This window comes from Pseudomonas sp. NBB (assembly GCF_032701105.1).
Lineage (GTDB): Bacteria > Pseudomonadota > Gammaproteobacteria > Pseudomonadales > Pseudomonadaceae > Aquipseudomonas > Aquipseudomonas asiatica.
Genome location: NZ_CP103994.1, coordinates 5,804,398 through 5,824,235 on the forward strand (window position 1 = coordinate 5,804,398; position 19,838 = coordinate 5,824,235).

The window sequence follows — 19,838 nt, forward strand, 5'->3', positions numbered from 1 at the left end:
TTACCCGCGAACCGGGGGCCAGGCCCCCGGCCATGCAGCATCAGCCGATCAGTCGAACACGATACCCTGCGCCAGCGGCAGTTCGCGCGAGTAGTTCACGGTGTTGGTCTGGCGACGCATGTAGCCTTTCCAGGCGTCCGAACCGGACTCACGGCCACCACCAGTCTCCTTCTCGCCACCGAACGCACCGCCGATCTCGGCGCCGCTGGTACCGATGTTGACGTTGGCGATGCCGCAGTCGCTGCCCGAGGCGCTCTGGAAGCGTTCGGCCTCACGGATGTCGGTGGTGAAGATGCACGACGACAGGCCTTGTGGCACTTCGTTGTTCAGGCGCAGGGCCTCTTCGAAGTCGTCGTAGGCCAGCACATACAGGATCGGGGCGAAGGTTTCGTGGCGCACCACGTCGCTCTGCGCCGGCATTTCGGCGATGGCAGGCGATACGTAGTAGGCGTTCGGGTACTGATCGGCCAGCTGACGCTCGCCACCAAATACCTGGCCACCTTCGTCGCGGGCCTTGGCCAGCGCGCCCTGCATGGCGTCGAACGACTGCTTGTCGATCAGCGGGCCCACCAGGTTGTCCTTGCGTGGGTCGCCGATGCGCACCTTGCCGTAGGCGGCTTTGACGCGGGCAACCACTTCGTCCTTGATCGAACGGTGCACGATCAGGCGGCGCAGGGTGGTGCAACGCTGGCCGGCGGTGCCGACTGCGGAGAACAGGATGCCACGCACGGCCAGGTCGAGGTCGGCGCTCGGGGCCAGGATCATGGCGTTGTTGCCACCCAGCTCGAGGATGCTGCGGCCGAAGCGGGCAGCCACACGTGGGCCGACTTCGCGCCCCATGCGGGTGCTGCCGGTGGCGCTGACCAGCGGTACGCGCGGGTCGTCGACCATGGCTTCGCCGGCTTCACGGCCGCCGATCACCAGTTGTGCCAGGCCAGCCGGGGCATCACCGAAGGCTTTCAGGGCTTTTTCGAACAGCGCCTGGCAGGCCAGGGCGGTCAGCGGGGTCTTCTCGGATGGTTTCCATACCACCGAGTTACCGGCGACCAGGGCCAGGGCAGTGTTCCAGGCCCAGACTGCGACCGGGAAGTTGAAGGCGCTGATCACGCCGACCACGCCCAGCGGGTGCCAGGTTTCACGCATGTGGTGGCCAGGGCGCTCGGAAGCGATGGTCAGGCCGTACAGCTGGCGCGAAAGGCCAACGGCGAAGTCGCAGATGTCGATCATTTCCTGCACTTCGCCCAGGCCTTCCTGGGTGATCTTGCCGGCTTCGATCGAAACCAGCTCGCCGAGGTCGGCCTTGTGCTCACGCAGCACTTCGCCGAACAGGCGCACCAGCTCGCCACGGCGTGGGGCCGGCACGCTGCGCCAGGCTTCGAAGGCGCTCTGGGCCTGATCGATGCGGGCGATGGTCTCGGCCTTGCCGAGCAGTTTCACCGAGGCGATCTGGCTGCCGTCGATCGGCGTGTGAACAGGGTAGTCGCCCTGGGTGTAAGCCTCGGCAGCAACGCCAAGGCGCTCGAGCAGTCCAGCAACCATTTGTGCATCTCCTACATCGGGTGATGGGGTGGAAAAATGATGTGGATCAGTATTAATCCGATCACACCGGTGCAACAAACGACCTTTATTCCGCATATCATTCCGTCAGGTAATGATTTGAGCCGCAGAGACCGCTATGTCCAAACGCCTGGTGCCCTCCATGACCGCCCTGCAGTGCTTCGAAGCTGCAGCCCGCCATTTGAGCTTTACCCGTGCCGCCGAAGAGCTGCACCTGACCCAGAGCGCGGTCAGCAAGCAGGTGGCGCAGCTTGAAGACATGCTGCGCCACCACCTGTTCCTGCGTATCCGCCGCCGTCTGCAGCTGACGCCGGCGGGCAGCCTGTACCTGGCCGAGGTCAACAAGATCCTCACCCAGGTGGATATGTCCAGCCGCTATGTGCTCACCTACGGCGAGCAGACCGAGATATTGAAGGTAGCCACTCAGCCGAGTTTTGGCGTGCGCTGGTTGATCCCGCACCTCAAGGGTTTTGGCAAGCGCCACAACAACATCCACCTGGACATCCGCAACGAGATGGAGCCTTTCGCCCTGCTGCAAGGCTCGGCGGACGTGGTGTTCTTCTATGGCCAGGGCACTTGGCCGGGGGCCACCTGCATGGAGCTGTTCGGTGAAGAGGTGGTGCCGGTATGTGCGCCGGAGTTGCTGGCCGGGCGTGAACTGAACGATGCCGGAGAGCTGGCCGAACTGGTGTTGCTGCAGAGCACCTCGCGGCCAGAGGCCTGGCATGAGTGGTTCCTGGAGTTGGGTTTGCAGAGCGTCAGTGCCTACCACGGGCCGCGCTTCGATACCTTCTACATGGCCTTGAGCGCGGCGCAGGCCGGGTGCGGGGTGGCGTTGGTGCCGCGCTACCTGGCGGCGAAGGAGCTGGCCGAGGGGAGTTTGGTGGTGCCGTGGAACCATGCGATGCGCAGTGCCGGGGCGCATTACCTGGCGTATGCCGAGCATGCGGCGGAGGTGCCCAAGGTAAGGGCGTTGGTGGAATGGATTCGCGAGCAGCTATCGACCTGAGGGCCTCTTCGCGGGTAAACCCGCTCCCACAGGTATCACGCAAGGCCTGAACCCTGTGAGGTACCCTGTGGGAGCGGGTTTACCCGCGAAAGGGCCCTTGAGGTCGATCAAAAAAGGAATGACACACTCACTTTTTTTCGCTTGTGAGCAAAGTGCATTCCCAGCTTTCATGTAAGCGTCCGAACCCAACCAGGAAGCTAGCGATGCCCGCCCACGATTTCGTCAGCCCCGACAGCATCCGCGCGCAGTTCTCTGCCGCCATGTCGCTCATGTACAAACAGGAAGTGCCCCTGTACGGCACGCTGCTGGAGCTGGTGAGCGAAATCAACCAGCAGGTCATGGCCCAGCAACCCGAGGTTGCCGAGGCCCTGCGCTGGACCGGCGAAATCGAGCGCCTGGATCAGGAGCGCCACGGTGCCATCCGTGTCGGCACCGCCGCAGAGCTAGCCACCATCGCCCGGTTGTTCGCGGTCATGGGCATGCAGCCAGTCGGCTACTACGACCTCAGTTCCGCCGGTGTGCCGGTGCATTCCACCGCCTTCCGCGCGGTGCACGAGCAGTCGCTGCACGTCAGCCCGTTCCGCGTGTTCACCTCGCTGCTGCGCCTGGAACTGATCGACAACCCGCAGCTGCGCGAGCTGGCAGAGAGCATCCTGGCCAAGCGCCAGATCTTCACCGCCCGCGCCCTAGAGCTGATCGACCAATGCGAGCGCGATGGTGGCCTGAATGCCGCCGATGCCGAGGTGTTCGTGCAGGAAGCGCTGCACACCTTCCGCTGGCACCATGACGCCACCGTCACTGCCGAGCAGTACCAGCAGTTGCACGACCAGCACCGCCTGATCGCCGATGTGGTGGCCTTCAAGGGCCCGCACATCAACCACCTGACCCCGCGCACCCTTGACATCGATGCAATCCAGCTCGGCATGCCGGCCAAGGGCATCCCGCCAAAGGCCGTGGTCGAAGGCCCGCCCACCCGCCGCCACCCGATCCTGCTGCGCCAGACCAGCTTCAAAGCCCTGCAGGAAAAGGTCGCGTTCAGCGACCAGCAGGGCAGCGAAGGCAGCCATACCGCGCGCTTTGGCGAAATCGAGCAACGCGGCGCGGCGCTGACGCCGAAAGGCCGCCAGCTGTACGACAAGCTGCTCGACGCCACCCGCGCCGCCCTGGGGGGCGCCCCGGCCGAGGCCAATGCCGAACGCTACATGGCGTTGTTGAAGGACACCTTTGCCGAGTTCCCGGACGACCTGGCGCAGATGCGTGAACAAGGGCTGGCCTACTTCCGCTACTTCGCCACCGAGAAAGGCCTGGCTGCGCGCGACCAGGACGGCCGCCCGACCACACTGGAAGGGCTGATCGAGGCAGGCCATGTGCACTTCGAGGCGCTGGTGTACGAGGATTTCCTGCCGGTGAGTGCGGCGGGGATCTTCCAGTCCAACCTGGGTGACGATGCGCAGGCCGAGTACGGCAGCAACGCCAACCGCGATGCGTTCGAAGCGGCGCTGGGGCTGCAGGTGCAGGATGAGCTGGCGCTGTATGCGCAGAGCGAGCGTCGGTCGCTGCAGGCGTGTGCACAGGCGTTGAACCTGGGCTCGATGTAAGGCATTGCGGCCTCTTCGCGGGTAAACCCGCTCCCACCGGTACAGTACTGGCCTCAAGGCCTGCACCGAGCCTGTGGGAGCGGGTTTACCCGCGAAGAGGCCGGTACAGGCGATCAAAGGGCCGGCAGGATCTGCACATCCGGCAAATCCATCGCCGCCACCTCCTCTTCCAGAAACGCGCTCAAACGTCGCAACCGCTCGCCCCCTGGCCGAGTGCGCGGCCACACCAGGTAATAATCCATCCCGCTGGGCACCGCCGTCGGCCAAGGCAGGCTAAGGCGTCCTTGCGCGACATCCTCGGCCACCATCAGCAAATCACCCATGGAAATGCCATAGCCACGCGCCGCGGCAATCATGCCCAGCTCCAGAGTGTCGAATACCTGCCCGCCCTTGAGCGAAACCTTGTCACTCAACCCCATGCGCTCCAACCATTCCCGCCAGTCGCGCTTGTCCACCGTGGGGTGCAGCAGCTCTATGCAGGCCAGCCGACGCTCGTCCCAGGGTTCCTCGTCGAGCAGGTCTGGCGCACCCACGGGGATCAGCAGCTCCGGGAACAACCTGCGCACTTCCCATTCCGGCGGGAACACCCCGTCGCTGAGCAACACCGCGCAATCGAACGGCTCCTGGTTGAAGTCCACATGGTCGACATCCATCCAGGCGCTGGTCAGCTGAACTTCGTTGCCAGGCTGCAAGTGGCGAAAGCGGCTAAGGCGCGCCAGCAACCAGCGCATGGTCAGGGTCGAGGGAGCCTTCATGCGCAGGATGTCATCCTCACCGCGCAAGGTATCGCAAGCCCGTTCCAGCGCGGCAAAGCCTTCACGCACACCGGGCAGCAGCACCCGCGCCGCTTCGGTCAGTTGCAGGCTGCGGCCACTGCGCACGAACAGGCGGCAGGCAAAATGCTCCTCCAGCGTGCGGATATGCCGGCTGACCGCGCTCTGGGTAATCGACAGCTCTTCGCCGGCACGGGTGAAGGAGCTTAGCCGCGCGGCGGCTTCGAATGCGCGCAGGGCATACAGCGGGGGGAGCTGACGGGACATGAGGCACCTGCCATACGGGGCTGAGAAATGAATCACCGGGAAGCATATATACATGAGTCAGACTCATGCCAATGATCGCTTTTATCCTTTTGTGCAAAGTTGACCAAAGCCTCAGAATCGCCCTTCGTTGATCACCCCAGGAAAAGGACTGCCCCCATGCATGTCGCGCCCACCACAGAACTCAAGGCTTTGCTGCGCCTGGCCGGGCCGCTGATCGCCTCGCAGTTGGCGCACATGCTGATGGTGCTGACCGATACCCTGATGATGGCCCGCATCAGCCCGCAAGCCCTGGCTGGTGGCGGCCTGGGCGCGGCGAGCTACTCGTTCGTGTCGATCTTCTGCCTTGGCGTGATCGCTGCGGTCGGCACCCTGGTGGCCATTCGCAAGGGCGCCAACGACATCGAAGGCGCCACCCGCCTGGCGCAGGGTGGCCTGTGGCTGGCCTGGGGCCTGGCGCTGTTCGCTGCGCTGGTGCTGTGGAACCTTGAACCGGTACTGCTGCAGTTCGGGCAAAAGCCCGAGAACGTTGCCTCGGCCGCCGAATTCCTCACCCTGCTGCCACTGGCGCTGCCCGGCTACCTGACTTTCATGGCGTTGCGCGGCTTCACCAGCGCGCTGGGCCGGTCTACGCCGGTGATGGTCATCAGCCTGGTTGGCACGGTGCTCAACTACCTGTTCAACGTGGCGCTGATCGAAGGCATGTTCGGCCTGCCCAAGCTGGGCCTGATGGGCATCGGCCTGGTCACCGCGGTGGTGTCGATGGGCATGGCCATTGCCTTGGCACTGTATATCCGTTGGCACCCGGCCTATGCCGCCTACCCATTGCGCAAGGGCCTGTCGCGCCCTTCGCTGCCGGCCCTGCGCGAGCTGTGGCGGCTGGGCCTGCCGATTGGCGGCACCTACATGGTGGAAGTCGGCCTGTTCGCCTTTGCCGCGCTGTGCATGGGCGTGCTGGGCAGTACCGAGCTGGCGGCGCACCAGATCGCCCTGCAGATCGTATCCACGGCGTTCATGGTGCCGACCGGGTTGTCGTATGCGGTGACCATGCGCGTGGGGCTGTACTACGGCGCCGGCAACCTGCTGGCGGCGCGCAGCGCCGGGCGGGTGGGCATCGGCTTCGGGGCGATGATCATGTTTGCCTTCGCCGCGTTGTTCTGGCTGCTGCCCGATGCGCTGGTGGGGCTGTTCATCGACCGTGACGACCCGGCATTTGCGGCGATCTTCCAGCTGGCGGTGCAGTTGCTGATGGTGGCTGCGTGGTTCGAGCTGTTCGATGGCATGCAGACGATCGCGATGGGCTCGATCCGTGGGCTGAAAGATGCCAAGACGACCTTCCTGATCGGGCTGGTGTGCTACTGGCTGGTGGGGGCGCCGAGCGCCTGGCTGTTCACCTTTACCCTGGGCGGTGGCGCGGTCGGGGTGTGGTGGGGGCTGGCGTTGGGGCTGGCGTGTGCGGCGGTGGCACTGACCTTTGGCTTTGAGTGGCGGATGAAGCGGCTTTTGGGCAAGGCCGGGATTGGTGGAGCGGCGACGGCTTCGGCCTGACTTGCGGGCCTCTTCGCGGGTAAACCCGCTCCCACAGGGACTGCGCAGGGTCTGAATCCTGTGCAAAGCCTGTGGGAGCGGGTTCACCCGCGAAAGGGCCCTAAAGGGCTGTGCCCAACTGGCAGCCGGTCGCCTGCAGCAAGAACTCCATCAACTCCCCCACCGGCAGCGGCTTGCTGACCAGGAAGCCCTGCACCTGGTCACAGCCAAACCCGCGCAGCAACGCCATCTGCTCTTCACTCTCCACACCTTCGGCCACCACCTCGAGGTTGAGGTTGTGCGCCAGATTGATCATGGCGTGCACAAGCTTGCGGTTCTCCTCGCGCATTTCCATCTCCGCGACAAAGCTGCGGTCCACCTTGAGCAAGGTGATCGGCAGGCTGTTTAGGTGCACGAACGAAGAGAACCCGGTACCAAAATCATCGAGCGAGAAGCGCACGCCCAAGCGCCCCAGGGCGTCCATGGTCTGGCGTACCAGCTCGTTGCGGCGCATCACCGCCGTTTCGGTGAGCTCGAATTCGAGCCAGCGGGCATCCACGCCATGTTCGAGAATCAGGCGGCTCAAGGTCGCCAGCAACTGGCTGTCCTGAAACTGGCGGAAGCTCAGGTTGACCGCCATGTGCAGCGGCTCCAGGCCGCGCTCGCACAGCGCCTGCATGTCGCGCAGGGCTCGGGAAATCACCCAGTAGCCCAGCGGCACGATCAGGCCGCTCTGCTCGGCCAGCGGCACGAACTCGCTGGGCGGCAACAGGCCGCGCTCGGCATGCCGCCAGCGCACCAGCGCCTCGAGGCCGACGATGCGCCCGTCGGCCAGGTTCAACCGCGGCTGGTAATGCAGCTCCAGCTCGTCCCGGCGCAGGGCGCGGCGCAATTCGCTTTCCAGATCGGCAAGGCTACGGGCGTTGCGATTGATACGCTCGTTGAACACATGGAAGGTGCAACCCTGGCTGCCCTTGGCCTGGCGCATGGCGATGTGCGCATGCCACATCAGCGGGTCGGCACCACCCTGGGCGCGGGCATGGGCCAGGCCCAGGCTGCAGCCCAGCAGCAGGCTTTCGCCGTCAATCCAGTAGGGTTCGGCCAACGCCTCGACAATCCGCTCGGCAATCCACTCGGCACGGTTGGGGTCGCGTCGGGTGTCGATCAGCAGGGCGAACTCGTCGCTGCCCAGGCGCGCCAGTTGGTCGCCCGCCTCCAGTTGCTGTTTCAGCCGCGCCACCACCTGCAGGATCAGGCGGTCGCCGCTCTGGTGGCCAAGGGCGTCGTTGACGTGGCGGAAGTTGTCCAGGTCCAGGTGGCCGAGGGCAAGGCCACGGCCGTCGTTCTCGGCCAGGCGCGCGGTCAGCAAGGCCTGGAAGCCCTGGCGGTTGGCGATGCCGGTCAGCGGGTCCTGCTCGGCCAGGCGCTGCAAGGTGGCCACCAGCACGCCGCGCTCGCGCACATGGCGCAGCGAGCGACGCAAGGTGTCGGCATTGAGCTGGTCACGCACCAGCCAGTCACTGACGGCGCTGGGCGCTAACTGAGGCTCGTGGTCGAGCAGCAGGATGGTCGGCAGCTCGCAGCGTCCAGGCGCGGGCTGCAGGGCCGGGGTTGCCAGCACGACAGCCTGGCGGTCCTGGTTGAACAGGCTGTCGACCGAGTCCCAGTTCGGCGCCGTCAGCAGCACGGCGCTGCCACCCTGGGCAGGCATGCACTCGCGTAGCAGCGCGCCCCATTCCGGCTCATCGGCCAACAGCAGCAAACGCAATGGTTCGACAGGCGTGGACAAGCGGGCTCCTTAGGCTTCACGGTGCAACGGAAACTGCCAGGTATGCTACTGCATTAATGAAAATGATTTTCAATTTAATACATGTTTTTACGGGTGTAGCATCCCGACGTATTTTGTCGTGCATCCTGCGCGAAACTGCGCCAGCCGGCAAATCCCGTTTACATATTTGACTCAGACGTCAGACGGTCGCGCCACAAACGCCCCATGCCTGTTAGAATGCGCGGCTATTTTCTGGCGACCCCCGGTTTCTAGCATGTCCCGACTCAATCCCCGGCAGCAGGAAGCCCGTGACTATGTCGGCGGCCCTCTTTTGGTGCTCGCCGGTGCAGGCTCGGGCAAGACCAGCGTGATCACGCGCAAGATTGCCCACCTCATCCAGAACTGCGGCATCCGTGCCCAGTACATCGTGGCGATGACCTTCACCAACAAGGCCGCCCGCGAGATGAAGGAACGGGTCGCCACCCTGCTGCGCCCGGGGGAAGGCCGCGGCCTGACTGTGTGCACATTCCACAACCTGGGCCTGAACATCATCCGCAGGGAGCACGAGCGCCTGGGCTACAAGCCGGGTTTCTCGATCTTCGACGAGTCCGACATCAAGGCGTTGCTGTCGGACATCATGCAGAAGGAATACTCCGGCGACGACGGCATCGACGAGATCAAGAACATGATCGGTGCCTGGAAGAACGACCTGATCCTGCCCGCCGAGGCCCTGGAGAAGGCGCGCAACCCGCGCGAGCAGACTGCCGCCATCGTCTACACCCACTACCAGCGCACGCTCAAGGCGTTCAACGCGGTGGACTTCGACGACCTGATCCTGCTGCCGGTCAAGCTGTTCCAGGAGCACCCCGATGTGCTGGAGCGCTGGCAGAACCGCGTGCGCTACCTGCTGGTGGACGAATACCAGGACACCAACGCCAGCCAGTACCTGCTGGTGAAGATGCTGATCGGCATGCGCAACCAGTTCACCGTGGTAGGCGACGACGACCAGTCGATCTACGCCTGGCGTGGCGCCCGGCCGGAAAACCTGATGCTGCTCAAGGAGGACTACCCCTCCCTGAAGGTGGTGATGCTGGAGCAGAACTACCGCTCCACCAGCCGCATCCTGCGCTGCGCCAACGTGCTGATTGCCAACAACCCGCACGCGTTCGAGAAGCAGCTGTGGAGCGAGATGGGCGTGGGCGACGAGATCCGCGTCATCCGCTGCAAGAACGAGGAAGCCGAGGCCGAACGCGTGGCCATGGAAATCCTCACCCTGCACCTGCGCACCAACCGCCCGTACAGCGACTTTGCCATCCTCTACCGCGGCAACTACCAGGCCAAGCTGATCGAACTGAAGCTGCAGCACCACCAGGTGCCATATCGCCTGTCGGGCGGCAACAGCTTCTTCGGCCGCCAGGAGGTCAAGGACCTGATGGCCTACCTGCGCCTGCTGGTGAACCCGGACGATGACAACGCCTACCTGCGGGTGATCAACGTACCGCGCCGCGAGATCGGTTCCACCACCCTGGAAAAGCTCGGCAACTACGCCACCGAACGCGGTATTTCGATGTACGCCGCCAGCGAGGAGCTTGGCCTGGGCGAGCATCTGGACGCCCGCTATACCGAGCGCTTGCAGCGCTTCAAGCATTGGCTGGACGGGGTGCGCCACAAGGTTGCCCTGGAAGACCCGATTGCCGCGCTGCACGAGATGATCCGCGATATCGACTACGAGAACTGGATCCGCCAGCAGACCGCCAGCGACAAGGCGGCCGAGTTCCGCATCAGCAACGTCTGGTTCCTGGTCGAAGCGCTGAAGAACACCCTCGAGAAGGACGAAGAGGGTGACATGACCATCGAGGACGCCATCGGCAAGCTGGTGCTGCGCGACATGCTCGAGCGCCAGCAGGAAGAGGAAGAGAACGCCGAAGGTGTGCAGATGATGACCCTGCATGCCTCCAAGGGCCTGGAATTCCCATACGTGTTCATCATGGGCATGGAAGAGGAAATCCTCCCGCACCGCTCCAGCATCGAGGCCGACACCATCGAAGAGGAACGCCGCCTGGCCTACGTGGGCATCACCCGCGCGCGCCAGACCCTGGCCTTCACCTTCGCCGCCAAGCGCAAGCAGTACGGTGAAATCATCGACTGCACGCCCAGCCGGTTCCTCGACGAACTGCCACCGGACGACCTGGCCTGGGAAGGCCTGGACGATGCGCCGGTCGAGGTAAAGGCTGCACGGGGCAACAACGCCTTGGCCGATATCCGGGCAATGCTCAAACCCTGATCAACCATTACTCTTTAACTTTGCCGCTATTTGCGGCCACCTTTGCTACATCGAGGAAAACAAAGTGGAAGCACTGCATCAGAAGATTCGCGAAGAAGGCATCGTGCTTTCCGATCAGGTTCTCAAAGTCGACGCGTTTCTCAACCACCAGATCGATCCGGCGCTGATGCAGCTGATCGGTGACGAGTTCGCCCGCCTGTTCGCCGACGCGGGCGTGACCAAGATCGTCACCATCGAAGCCTCGGGCATTGCCCCGGCGGTGATGACTGGCCTGAAGCTGGGCGTGCCGGTGATTTTCGCCCGCAAGCACCAGTCGCTGACCCTGACCGAGAACCTGCTGACCGCCTCGGTGTATTCCTTCACCAAGCAGACCGAGAACACCGTGGCCATCTCGCCGCGTCACCTGAACAGCAGCGACCGCGTGCTGGTGATCGACGACTTCCTGGCCAATGGCAAGGCGTCGCAGGCCCTGATCTCGATCATCAAGCAGGCCGGCGCCACCGTGGCCGGCCTGGGTATCGTGATCGAGAAGTCGTTCCAGGGCGGCCGTGCCGAGCTGGACAGCCAGGGCTATCGCGTCGAGTCGCTGGCCCGGGTGAAGTCGCTGGAAGGTGGTGTGGTGTCCTTCATCGAATAAGGCCGCTACGCGATCTCTGTGGGAGCGGGTTTACCCGCGAATGCGATTTGGGATGCGCCATCGCATTCGCGGGTAAACCCGCTCCCACAGGGGACAGTATGTCCGAGTGTTTATTTTGCAGCCTGTAAACCCGCCAGCAGCAACCGCTGGTAAAGCTCTTCCTTCAGCCCCTGCGGCTGATCCAGCTGCATCCGCACAAGATGCCTCGCGTAGCCCTCGGGCCCCGGCGCATCCAGCGCTGCCTTGCCCAGCTCCAGCACCTCGCTCAGCTTGAACTTGCTCTTCAACCAGTTCAGCGCCCGCAGCAAATCCCGCTCTTCAGCCGTAAAGTCCGTGCCCAGCGGATACTCCGGAAACAACCGCGAATGCCGCGCCCTGATCGCCTCCAGCCGCTGCGGCGTATTGTCGGTAAAGCACGCCTCCAGTTGAAAATCCTTGGCCAGCTTGCCGGCATCCTTTGCCTGCTCGATCAGCCCCTGCTGGAACCGCGAATCACATACCGCCAGCAACCGCGCAATCACCTCGCTGTCGGTCTGCCCACGCAGGTCGGCAATGCCGTACTCGGTCACCACGATATCGCGCAGGTGCCGGGGGATGGTGCAATGGCCATAGTTCCAGAACAGGTTCGAGGTCACCTCCCCGCCCGCCTCACGCCAGCTGCGCAGCAGCAGGATCGAACGCCCGCCCTCCAGCGCATGGCCCTGGGCGACGAAGTTGTACTGCCCGCCCACGCCACTGAGTACTCGGCCATCCTCCAGCTGGTCAGCCACCCCAGCGCCGAGCAGGGTCATGCCGAATACGCTGTTGATGAAGCGCGCATCACGGCGTTGGCGGCGCTTGAGCTCCTCCTGCCCGTACAGCTCGTTGATGAAGCTGATACGAGTCATGGCAAACTGTGCGCGCTGTTCCAGCGGCATGTCGCGCAAGCGCTGGTAGAACGCCTGGGGGCCGAGGAAGAAACCGCCATGCAGCACTGCCGCCACCTGCTCGTCCGCCGGGCGCCGCAACAGGCCCGCTTCGGCCAGCGCCAGCAAGCCGTTGACGAACATCTCGCTGCAGCCGTACAGGCCTTGGGCGAAGGTATCCAGGCCCCCTTCCCGTTCGATCAACGCTTGCCACGAGCCAACACCCAGCGCGTCGAGCACAGCACGATAACCGGCGTTGTCACCCTGGCGCGCCAGCAATGCGGCAGCTACCGCATCGCCCATGGCACCAATGCCGATCTGTAGCGTGCCGCCGTCGCGAACCAGGCTGCTGGCGTGCAGGCCGATGCAGTGGTCCTGGGTGTTGACCGGCATGTTCGGCGTGGAGAACAGGCGGCGTTGCTCGGCTGTATCGATCAGCAGGTCGAACGTATCGATGGGTAGCTCGGCGTCACCCGGCATGTAAGGCAGCTCGGCATGCACCTGGCCGAGCATGAGGATGGTCTCGCCGGCAGCGCGGCGCTTGGCGATCATCGGCAGCAGGTCGAGGGTGATGTCGGGGTTGCAGGCCAGGCTCAGGTGCACCGGTCTCTCGGGCGTGGCGGCCACCAACTGCGCGATCAGGTTCAGGCCCTTGGCGTTGATGTCACGTGCTGCGAGGCTGTAGTTGCTGCTGATGTAGCTTTGCTGGGCCGAATCGCTGTGCAGCAGGCTGCCGGGCTGCATGAAGAATTGTTCCACCTGGATGTTCGGCGGCAGGCTGTCGTTGCGCAGGTCGGCGAGGTAGGTAAGTTCTTCATAGTCGGCGAAGACGCGCTCGACGAAGGGCTCGAGAAAGCGCCGCTGCAGGCCATCGCCCAGTGGCGGGCGGCCGAGGGACAGGGCGGTGTAGATAGTAAGGCGCCGTTCGGGCAGCTCGCGGATGCGGGCGTAAAGCGCATTGACGAAGGCGTTGGGCTTGCCCAGGCCCAGCGGCAGGCCCATGTGGATGTGGGCTGGCAGGCGCGACAGGACTTGCTCGACGGCCTGGTCGATGGAGCAGAGGTGCATCGGGGCCTCCTGAGACATCCATGGGTTCAGGGGTTGGACATGGGCTTTGGTGGGTTGGTTGCCTGTGCCGGCCCTTTCGCGGCTAAAGCCGCTCCTACAGAGACCTCACTGCCCTTGAGTCCTGTGCTGCACCTGTGAGTACCCACAGGGGCCCCACAATCCTTGAAGCCTGCACTGTACCTGTGGGAGCGGCTTTAGCCGCGAAAGGGCCGGCACAGGCACCACAAAAACAAAGCCCGCCATCAATGGCGGGCCTCATGCAATTCAGCTGTTTCTCACAGCCCGGACATTTTCTTGATCGCCCCTTTCAGGTCGTCATCCGAGCAGTCTGCGCAGGTGCCTTTCGGTGGCATGGCGTTGATGCCGGTAATGGCCTTGGCCAGGATGCCGTCCAGGCCACCCTGGTGGTCGGCGCGTTCCTTCCACGCCGCGGTATCGCCAATCTTCGGTGCGCCGAGCAGGCCGGAGCCATGGCAGGCATTGCAGTGCTTGGCGATGATCTCGTCCGGCGTCTTGGCACCACCGCCACCTGCGGCGGCGGCCACTTCCATGCCCTTGCACTCCTGGCCCTGGACGCACACCTGGCCAACCGGCTCCAGGCGCTTGGCGATGTCATCGTTGGTCGCAGCGGTTGCGCTCATTGCCCAGAGGGCGAATACGGCTGCTGGTACGGCCAGCATCTTCTTGATTTGGTTCACGCGAACACCCTCATGGTGGCTAATCACGCTCGCGGCCACGGATCGGCGAGCGTTGAAAAGTATAGCGGGAACCCAGATGCCGTGAAACGACCCCACACGGGAAAGGGGTATTGCCGAATCAATGCACTGCGCTGGATCAAAAGTTTGAAGGCGTCGCCGCACTGATCAGCCGCGCCGGCCGGTCGAACGGGTTGCGAAAGCGGTGCGGGCGGGTGCTTTCGAAGTAGTAGCTGTCGCCCTCTTCAAGGATGAAGATCTCGTTGCCGACCACCAACTCCAGGCGGCCTTCGAGCAGGATGCCGGTTTCTTCACCGTCATGGGTAAGCATTTCGGCGCCCGTGTCGGCACCCGGTGGATACACCTCGGTGAGAAAGGCGATGGCACGGTTGGGGTGCGACTTGCCGACCAGCTTCATGGTCACCGCACCGTCGGAGATATCGATCAGCTCATGAGCCTTGTAGACGATCTGCGTGGGGCTTTCAGGTTCCAGTTCGACCGAGAAGAACTCGACCATCGACATGGGAATGCCGCTCAGCACCTTGCGCAGCGAGCTGATCGACGGGCTCACGCTGTTCTTCTCGATCATCGAGATGGTGCTGTTGGTCACGCCGGCACGCTTGGCGAGTTCACGCTGGGACAGGCCCTTGAGCTTGCGGATGGCTTGCAGTCGTTCGCCGACGTCCAAAGCTGGAGCCTCCTGAAACGGTGGAAAGGGGGGTGGATGTGAACGATATCATGGCAATGCCGTTCAGTATTTACAACACACCGCCCTTCAACCTGTCCGCTTCAGCGTGTCATTCGCCGATGTAGTCCCGCGGTACTCGCTTCAGGTTGCAGAAAATCTGGTACGGAATGGTACCCGCGTGCGCAGCCACCTCACTGGCCAGCACATGCTTGCCCCACAGTTCGACGGGGCTGCCGACGGTGGCTTCCGGCACGTCGGTCAGGTCGATGCTGAGCATATCCATCGATACTCGGCCGATCAGTTGTGTGCGCTTGCCAGCGACCAGCACCGGGGTACCGTTGGGCGCCTGGCGCGGGTAGCCATCGGCATAGCCCATGGCAACCACACCAACGCGGGTTGGCCGTGGGCTGACGAACTTGGCGCCATAGCCCACCGGCTCGCCGGCAGGCAGTTCGCGCACGCTGATCACCCGCGATTGCAGGGTCATCACCGGTTGCAGGCGCTCGGCCTCGGCCTGGGCCACTTCGAACGGTGTGGCACCGTACAGCATCAGGCCCGGGCGCACCCAGTCGCTGGGGGCCTGCGGCCAGCCCAGCACACCGGGGGAGTTGCGCAGGCTGCACTCGGCGGCCAGGCCCTGGCGGGCGGCCTCGAACACGGCGATCTGTTGGGCGGTAGCGTCGGCATCCAGTTCGTCGGCGCGAGCGAAGTGGCTCATCAGCACGATGCGCGCGACCTTGCCGCTGGCCAGCAGGCGCTGGTAGGCCTCGTGGTAGTCCTTGGGGTGCAGGCCGACGCGGTGCATGCCGCTGTCGAGCTTGAGCCAGACGGTGAGCGGCTTGTGCAGCTGGGTCTTTTCGATCGCTTCCAGTTGCCACAGCGAGTGCACCACACACCACAGGTCGTGCTCGGCGATCAGGGCCAGTTCGCTGGCTTCGAAGAAACCTTCCAGCAGTAGCACCGGGACCTTGATACCGGCGGCGCGCAGCTCCAGCGCTTCTTCGATGCAGGCCACGGCAAAGCCGTCGGCTTCGGCCTCCAGGGCCAGGGCACAGCGCACGGCGCCGTGGCCGTAGGCGTCGGCCTTGATCACGGCGAGGGCTTTGGAACCGGTCAGTTCACGGGCCAGACGGTAGTTGTGGCGCAGGGCCTGGAGGTCGATCAGGGCGCGGGCGGGACGCATGGCGGCTGCCTTATGGTGGTTCACAGGTTGAAAACGGTGTTGGGTTCTTCGCGGCTAAAGCCGCTCCCACAGGGGACCGCACAATGCCCAAGCACATGCGATCCCTGTGGGAGCGGCTTTAGCCGCGAAGAGGCCGGTGCAGGCTATTACTGCTGGTGAGCCGGCGCAGTCTGCCCGTGCTTGGCCACTTCCGGGCTGTTGCCATAACGGGAAATGTCCAGGCCTTCGGCACTGATCTGCGGCTTCTTGCGCGCAATCAGGTCGGCCAGCAGGCGACCGGAGCCGCACGCCATGGTCCAGCCCAAAGTACCGTGACCGGTGTTCAGGAACAGGTTGCGGAACGCCGTGGCACCAACGATCGGCGTGCCGTCCGGGGTCGCCGGGCGCAGGCCGGTCCAGAAGCTAGCCTGGCTCAGATCACCGCCGCGAGGATAAAGGTCGTTGACGATCATCTCCAGCGTTTCGCGCCGACGCGGGTTCAACGACAGGTCAAAACCGGCGATCTCAGCCATGCCGCCGACGCGGATACGGTTGTCGAAACGGGTAATGGCAACCTTGTAGGTCTCGTCGAGAATGGTCGAGGTCGGGGCCATGTCGGCGTTGGTGATCGGCACGGTCAGCGAGTAGCCCTTCAGCGGGTACACCGGGGCCTTGATGCCCAGCGGCTTGAGCATCTGCGGCGAGTAGCTGCCCAGCGCCAGCACGTAGCGGTCGGCGGTTTCCAGCTTGCCGTCGATCCATACGCCATTGATGCGGTCACCCGCGAAGTCCAGGCGCTGGATGTCCTGGCCGAAGCGGAACTCCACGCCCAGCTTCACGGCCATTTCGGCAAGCTTGGTGGTGAACAGCTGGCAGTCGCCAGTCTGGTCGTTTGGCAGGCGCAGGGCGCCGGCCAGGATGTCCTTGACGCCAGCCAGGGCCGGTTCGACGCGGGCAATGCCGTCGCGGTCAAGCAGCTCGTAAGGCACGCCGGACTGCTCCAGAACGGCAATGTCCTTGGCCGCGGCATCCACCTGGGCCTGGGTACGGAACAGCTGGGTGGTGCCCAGGCTGCGGTTTTCGTAGGCGATGCCGGTTTCGGCGCGCAGTTCGTCGAGGCAATCACGGCTGTACTCGGACAGGCGCACCATGCGCTCCTTGTTCACCGCGTAACGGCTGGCGGTGCAGTTGCGCAGCATCTGTGCCATCCACAGGTACTGGTCGACGTCGCCGGTGAGCTTGATAGCCAGGGGCGCGTGGCGCTCCAGCAGCCATTTGATGGCCTTCAGCGGCACGCCTGGGGCGGCCCAGGGCGAGGCATAGCCGGGCGAGATCTGGCCGGCGTTGGCAAAGCTGGTTTCCATGGCCACCGCCGGCTGGCGATCGACCACCGTTACTTCGAAACCTTGCCGGGCCAGATAGTAGGCACTGGCGGTTCCGATCACACCGCTACCAAGTACCAGAACTCGCATCGTTTTATCCCTCGCACGCGGCGCGCCGCAGACTTTTATTGAAATGGCATGAATGCGCGCAGTATAGGAATTTGAAGGCAGTGCAATTCACTATATAAAAGCCTATTATTGGCGAGAATTCTCGGCAAAATCGCCTTTCACGGAGGGGCATCCCCTATGAGAACCCAGCACCAGAGCAAGCGTGAACTGGACAAGATCGACCGTAACATCCTGCGTATCCTGCAGAATGACGGGCGTATTTCCTTCACCGAACTGGGCGAGAAAGTTGGGCTTTCCACCACCCCTTGCACCGAGCGGGTCCGCCGCCTGGAGCGCGAGGGCATCATCATGGGCTACAACGCCCGCCTTAACCCGCAGCACCTCAAGGGCAGCCTGCTGGTGTTCGTGGAAATCAGCCTGGACTACAAATCGGGCGACACCTTCGAGGAGTTCCGCCGCGCGGTGCTGAAACTGCCCCACGTGCTGGAATGCCACCTGGTTTCAGGCGACTTCGACTACCTGGTGAAGGCGCGTATTTCCGAGATGGCCTCGTACCGCAAACTGCTCGGCGACATCCTGCTGAAGCTGCCGCACGTGCGCGAATCGAAGAGCTACATCGTGATGGAAGAGGTGAAGGAGAGCCTTTGCCTGCCGATCCCGGACTGAAGTCAGACCAGCACTTGGCGGGTGGTGGCAATGAACTGGTGGACCAGCTGCTCGGCAGCGGGCTCGATCATCTGTTCAGGGCCACGGCCACGCGGGCAGGCCAGGCGCGGGGTGGTGCCGAACAGGCGGCAGATCATCGGGCGCTCTTCATACACCGTGCAGCCGTTGGGGCCCAGGTGCACACAGTCCAGGCGCTCCAGGGCGGCGTCCTGCTCGGCCTGGGACTTGCGCGGCAGGCGGGCCATTTCTTCCGCCGAAGTGGTGACCGGGCCGCAGCAGTCGTGGCAGCCGGGCTCGCACTCGAAGGAAGGGATGAGTTCGCGCAGGAAGTGGATCTTGTGGCGGTTGCAGGACATGGCTGGGTTCAAAACTAGGAAATTGGCCAGATTATAGGCCCATTCGCAGGCGCAGCCCTCGCCTTGTTGCCCACCACCCTACCCCGGCTTATCCTCCTCCCCTCAGCCCACCAGCCTCAGGACCTGCCCAATGATCCACAGCGCGCAGCACGCCGCCTCCTACTACGCCGCCAGCAGCGCGCCACACCCCGACCACTCCTTCCTGCAGGGCGAGCACAGCGCCGATGTGTGTATCGTTGGCGGCGGCTACTCGGGCCTGAACACCGCCATCGAACTGGCCGAGCGCGGCTTTTCGGTCATCCTGCTGGAGGCGCGCAAGCTCGGTTGGGGCGCCAGCGGGCGCAATGGTGGGCAACTGATCCGTGGCGTCGGCCACGGCCTGGAGCAATTCCTACCGATCATCGGCGAGGAAGGCGTGCGCAGCCTGAAACTGATGGGCCTGGAAGCGGTGCAGATCGTCCGCGAGCGCGTCGAAAGGCATGCCATCGCCTGCGACCTGACCTGGGGTTACTGCGACCTGGCCAACAAACCCGCCGAGCTGCTGGGCTTTGCCGAGGATGCTGAAGAACTGCGCAGCCTTGGCTACGCACATGAACTGCGCCTGGTCGGCAAGGACGATATCCACAGCGTGGTCGGCGCCGACTGCTATGTCGGCGGGCTGGTCGACATGGGCTCCGGGCACCTGCACCCGCTCAACCTGGCCCTGGGTGAGGCTGCCGTGGCCAGCCGCCTGGGCGTGAAGCTGTTCGAGCAGTCCGAGGTCACACGCATCGACTACGGCCCGGAAGTACAGGTGCACACCGCCCCAGGCCGGGTACGCGCCAAAACCCTGGTGCTGTGCTGCAACGCCTACCATAACGACCTCAACCGCGAGTTGGGCGGCAAGGTGCTGCCAGCCGGCAGCTACATCATCGCCACCGAGCCACTGGGCGAAGAACGTGCCCGTTCGCTGCTACCGCAGAACATGGCGGTATGTGACCAGCGCGTGGCACTGGACTACTACCGCCTGTCCGCCGACCAGCGCCTGTTGTTCGGCGGTGCCTGCCACTATTCGGGCCGCGACCCGAAGGACATCGCCGCCTATATGCGGCCGAAGATGCTCAAGGTGTTCCCGCAACTGGCCGACGTGCGCATCGACTACCAGTGGGGCGGCATGATCGGCATCGGCGCCAACCGCCTGCCGCAGGTTGGCCGCCTGGCAAGCCAGCCGAACGTGTATTACGCCCAGGCCTACTCCGGCCATGGGCTCAACGCCACCCACCTGGCTGCACGCCTGCTCGGCGAGGCCATCAGCGGCCAGGAAAGCGGGCGTTTCGACCTGTTTGCCAAGGTGCCACACATCACCTTCCCCGGCGGCCAGCACCTGCGCTCGCCGCTGCTGGCGTTGGGGATGCTGTGGCATCGCCTGAAAGAGCTGATCTGAAAGCTGC

General features: G+C 64.0%; 16 protein-coding genes. 7 read left to right on the top strand and 9 right to left on the bottom strand.

What is annotated here, in order from left to right:
- Window positions 1-48: 48 nt before the first annotated feature.
- Window positions 49-1,539, bottom strand: coding sequence for an aldehyde dehydrogenase family protein (locus tag NY023_RS26720; RefSeq protein ID WP_003253547.1), 1,491 nt, complete (start codon window positions 1,537-1,539; stop codon window positions 49-51).
- A 136-nt stretch (window positions 1,540-1,675) separates the two neighbouring features.
- Here NY023_RS26720 and NY023_RS26725 point away from each other — a divergent pair, with 136 nt between their 5' ends.
- Window positions 1,676-2,566, top strand: coding sequence for a LysR family transcriptional regulator (locus NY023_RS26725; RefSeq protein ID WP_013974770.1), 891 nt, complete (start codon window positions 1,676-1,678; stop codon window positions 2,564-2,566).
- A gap of 203 nt (window positions 2,567-2,769) precedes the next feature.
- Window positions 2,770-4,164, top strand: a complete 1,395-nt coding sequence (locus tag NY023_RS26730; protein ID WP_013974771.1) for a VOC family protein — start codon at window positions 2,770-2,772, stop codon at window positions 4,162-4,164.
- 113 nt (window positions 4,165-4,277) lie between these two features.
- Here the strand turns inward: NY023_RS26730 and NY023_RS26735 are convergent, their stop codons facing one another.
- Complete coding sequence (locus NY023_RS26735; protein ID WP_013974772.1) at window positions 4,278-5,204, bottom strand: LysR substrate-binding domain-containing protein; 927 nt, start codon at window positions 5,202-5,204, stop codon at window positions 4,278-4,280.
- A gap of 156 nt (window positions 5,205-5,360) precedes the next feature.
- Here NY023_RS26735 and NY023_RS26740 point away from each other — a divergent pair, with 156 nt between their 5' ends.
- The gene (locus NY023_RS26740) at window positions 5,361-6,749 is read left to right on the top strand and encodes a NorM family multidrug efflux MATE transporter (protein ID WP_013974773.1); all 1,389 of its coding nucleotides are present in this window, start codon (window positions 5,361-5,363) and stop codon (window positions 6,747-6,749) included.
- Window positions 6,750-6,849: 100 nt separating this feature from the next.
- Here the strand turns inward: NY023_RS26740 and NY023_RS26745 are convergent, their stop codons facing one another.
- On the bottom strand, window positions 6,850-8,517 hold the full coding sequence (locus NY023_RS26745) for a putative bifunctional diguanylate cyclase/phosphodiesterase (RefSeq protein ID WP_044047177.1): 1,668 nt from the start codon (window positions 8,515-8,517) through the stop codon (window positions 6,850-6,852).
- 253 nt (window positions 8,518-8,770) lie between these two features.
- Between NY023_RS26745 and rep the strand changes: the two genes are divergently transcribed.
- Window positions 8,771-10,780, top strand: a complete 2,010-nt coding sequence (gene rep, locus NY023_RS26750; protein WP_013974775.1) for a DNA helicase Rep — start codon at window positions 8,771-8,773, stop codon at window positions 10,778-10,780.
- Between the two features lie 64 nt (window positions 10,781-10,844).
- Complete coding sequence (locus NY023_RS26755; RefSeq protein WP_003253535.1) at window positions 10,845-11,417, top strand: xanthine phosphoribosyltransferase; 573 nt, start codon at window positions 10,845-10,847, stop codon at window positions 11,415-11,417.
- A gap of 110 nt (window positions 11,418-11,527) precedes the next feature.
- Here NY023_RS26755 and NY023_RS26760 read toward each other — a convergent pair whose 3' ends face one another.
- From NY023_RS26760 to dadA, 5 genes are all read right to left on the bottom strand, one after another.
- Window positions 11,528-13,390 carry an acetyl-CoA hydrolase/transferase C-terminal domain-containing protein gene (locus NY023_RS26760; RefSeq protein WP_013974776.1) on the bottom strand — a complete coding sequence of 621 codons (1,863 nt, stop codon included), beginning with the start codon at window positions 13,388-13,390 and terminating at the stop codon, window positions 11,528-11,530.
- Between the two features lie 275 nt (window positions 13,391-13,665).
- Window positions 13,666-14,070: a c-type cytochrome gene (locus tag NY023_RS26765; RefSeq protein WP_038408395.1), complete on the bottom strand. Its 405-nt coding sequence runs from the start codon at window positions 14,068-14,070 to the stop codon at window positions 13,666-13,668.
- Window positions 14,071-14,224: 154 nt separating this feature from the next.
- On the bottom strand, window positions 14,225-14,773 hold the full coding sequence (locus NY023_RS26770; protein ID WP_013974777.1) for a cupin domain-containing protein: 549 nt from the start codon (window positions 14,771-14,773) through the stop codon (window positions 14,225-14,227).
- 109 nt (window positions 14,774-14,882) lie between these two features.
- Window positions 14,883-15,956, bottom strand: coding sequence for an alanine racemase (gene alr, locus NY023_RS26775; protein WP_024087910.1), 1,074 nt, complete (start codon window positions 15,954-15,956; stop codon window positions 14,883-14,885).
- Between the two features lie 146 nt (window positions 15,957-16,102).
- The gene (gene dadA, locus NY023_RS26780; RefSeq protein WP_013974779.1) at window positions 16,103-17,407 is read right to left on the bottom strand and encodes a D-amino acid dehydrogenase; all 1,305 of its coding nucleotides are present in this window, start codon (window positions 17,405-17,407) and stop codon (window positions 16,103-16,105) included.
- Window positions 17,408-17,563: 156 nt separating this feature from the next.
- Between dadA and dadR the strand changes: the two genes are divergently transcribed.
- Window positions 17,564-18,052, top strand: a complete 489-nt coding sequence (gene dadR, locus NY023_RS26785; protein WP_003258963.1) for a transcriptional regulator DadR — start codon at window positions 17,564-17,566, stop codon at window positions 18,050-18,052.
- 2 nt (window positions 18,053-18,054) lie between these two features.
- Here the strand turns inward: dadR and NY023_RS26790 are convergent, their stop codons facing one another.
- Entirely contained in the window at window positions 18,055-18,408 is a 354-nt protein-coding gene (locus NY023_RS26790) for a YkgJ family cysteine cluster protein (RefSeq protein WP_013974780.1), read from the bottom strand.
- 130 nt (window positions 18,409-18,538) lie between these two features.
- Here NY023_RS26790 and NY023_RS26795 point away from each other — a divergent pair, with 130 nt between their 5' ends.
- Window positions 18,539-19,831 carry an NAD(P)/FAD-dependent oxidoreductase gene (locus NY023_RS26795; protein WP_013974781.1) on the top strand — a complete coding sequence of 431 codons (1,293 nt, stop codon included), beginning with the start codon at window positions 18,539-18,541 and terminating at the stop codon, window positions 19,829-19,831.
- Window positions 19,832-19,838 lie beyond the last annotated feature (7 nt).

Coding starts and splice junctions, on each gene's coding strand:
- NY023_RS26725 (WP_013974770.1), top strand. CDS start 1,676: ATGTCCAAACGCCTGGTGCCCTCCATGACCGCCCTGCAGTGCTTCGAA.
- NY023_RS26740 (WP_013974773.1), top strand. CDS start 5,361: ATGCATGTCGCGCCCACCACAGAACTCAAGGCTTTGCTGCGCCTGGCC.
- NY023_RS26735 (WP_013974772.1), bottom strand. CDS start 5,204: ATGTCCCGTCAGCTCCCCCCGCTGTATGCCCTGCGCGCATTCGAAGCC.
- dadA (WP_013974779.1), bottom strand. CDS start 17,407: ATGCGAGTTCTGGTACTTGGTAGCGGTGTGATCGGAACCGCCAGTGCC.
- alr (WP_024087910.1), bottom strand. CDS start 15,956: ATGCGTCCCGCCCGCGCCCTGATCGACCTCCAGGCCCTGCGCCACAAC.
- NY023_RS26730 (WP_013974771.1), top strand. CDS start 2,770: ATGCCCGCCCACGATTTCGTCAGCCCCGACAGCATCCGCGCGCAGTTC.
- NY023_RS26790 (WP_013974780.1), bottom strand. CDS start 18,408: ATGTCCTGCAACCGCCACAAGATCCACTTCCTGCGCGAACTCATCCCT.
- NY023_RS26760 (WP_013974776.1), bottom strand. CDS start 13,390: ATGCACCTCTGCTCCATCGACCAGGCCGTCGAGCAAGTCCTGTCGCGC.
- dadR (WP_003258963.1), top strand. CDS start 17,564: ATGAGAACCCAGCACCAGAGCAAGCGTGAACTGGACAAGATCGACCGT.
- NY023_RS26765 (WP_038408395.1), bottom strand. CDS start 14,070: ATGCTGGCCGTACCAGCAGCCGTATTCGCCCTCTGGGCAATGAGCGCA.
- NY023_RS26795 (WP_013974781.1), top strand. CDS start 18,539: ATGATCCACAGCGCGCAGCACGCCGCCTCCTACTACGCCGCCAGCAGC.
- rep (WP_013974775.1), top strand. CDS start 8,771: ATGTCCCGACTCAATCCCCGGCAGCAGGAAGCCCGTGACTATGTCGGC.
- NY023_RS26720 (WP_003253547.1), bottom strand. CDS start 1,539: ATGGTTGCTGGACTGCTCGAGCGCCTTGGCGTTGCTGCCGAGGCTTAC.